General features: G+C 40.4%; 1 protein-coding gene. It reads right to left on the bottom strand.

Annotation, left to right across the window (positions count from 1 at the left end):
- Positions 1 to 364: 364 nt before the first annotated feature.
- Positions 365 to 1,237, bottom strand: coding sequence for a LysR substrate-binding domain-containing protein (locus BCT81_RS07265; RefSeq protein WP_102423687.1), 873 nt, complete (start codon positions 1,235 to 1,237; stop codon positions 365 to 367).
- Between the last annotated feature and the right edge of the window lie 15 nt (positions 1,238 to 1,252).

Raw genomic sequence — 1,252 nt, 5'->3', positions numbered from 1 at the left:
ACACATTTTTCACAGAATAATATAATCGACGAATTAATTTTCAAACGGGCTCATTACTCTCATCTCAATACCTAGCCCTTTATTTTAATGACAGTATCGCACTTGCTGCATTTATATCGACCCTTGATTCCTAACACTCGGTCGAGAAACGTTCTACGAATTCGTATTAACGTTTGCTCCTTACATCCACATTTCATAGTCCCTCACTAACTACTCAAAAAGTACTAGTATTATTTAACGGGCATGCATACCAAGTAAATTAGAAACTGTTAATATCCGTGTTAAGCATAGTGATTTGCGTCGCATAATCCCATGAAAAATGTGACATTAGTCCCAAGTATTTGCGGGGTTAATATGTTACTAATCACACATATTGTTTAACGAAATCGATAAAGGTTCTATCAGCCTTAGACAAATAGCCCTCTTTTCGCCACGCCAAAGATAGATTGAGTTTTACTGGGTCTTTAAATGGCACACCAATAACATCGTCTTCATACTCTGTCACCAAGCTAAGCAATGCGGTAATAGCGAACTCGCGCTTTACAATAGAAAGAATCATTGGCAACAAGTTAGTCTCAAATGCGATCGTCATATCTAAATCGTATTTTTTGCAGGTCGCGTCGATGAAATCACGATGGAAATACCCTGATTTAAACATGATCAACTCTTGCTCAAAAAACTCTTCAAAGGTGATAGATGACTGTGAGGCCAGTGGGTGCTCTTTACCGACAACGGCTAACATTTCAGAACTGAGTAAGTGGTCAGTTTCTAGGTCATCTGGTACATTTTCATGATTGATAACACCGATATCGAGTTCGCCGTTTAATAGCATTTCACGAATCGATGCTGTGCCCGCATCAATCAACGTCAGCTTGAGATTTGGGTATTGGCTTTTAAATGCCATAACGACTTGTGGGAAGAAATAGCTCCCCATCATGCTCGGGGCTCCCAAACGCACTTCGCCTTTTTCTAAACCTTTCAACTCATTCATCGCCAACTCTGCGTCATCAAACTGCTGAGCAATTCGCTTGGCATGCTCAAACAGTACCTTTCCTTCCTCCGTCAAAGTGACCGATTTATCTCCTCTTCGAAACAGAATCAGATCAAGTGTTTGCTCGAGTTTTTTAATAGATATGCTCAAGGCAGGTTGAGCGATATGTAAGGCTTTGGCCGCTTGGGTAAAATTCCCAAACTGTGCAACCGCGAGAAAATGTCGAAGGGGTTTTGATTCAAGCATGGTGATATATTAAAT

This window comes from Vibrio sp. 10N.261.52.A1 (genome assembly GCF_002876325.1).
Taxonomy (GTDB): Bacteria; Pseudomonadota; Gammaproteobacteria; order Enterobacterales; family Vibrionaceae; genus Vibrio; species Vibrio chagasii.
Note: the sequence above shows the minus strand (reverse complement) of the source record. Positions and strands in the feature narration are given on the sequence as shown.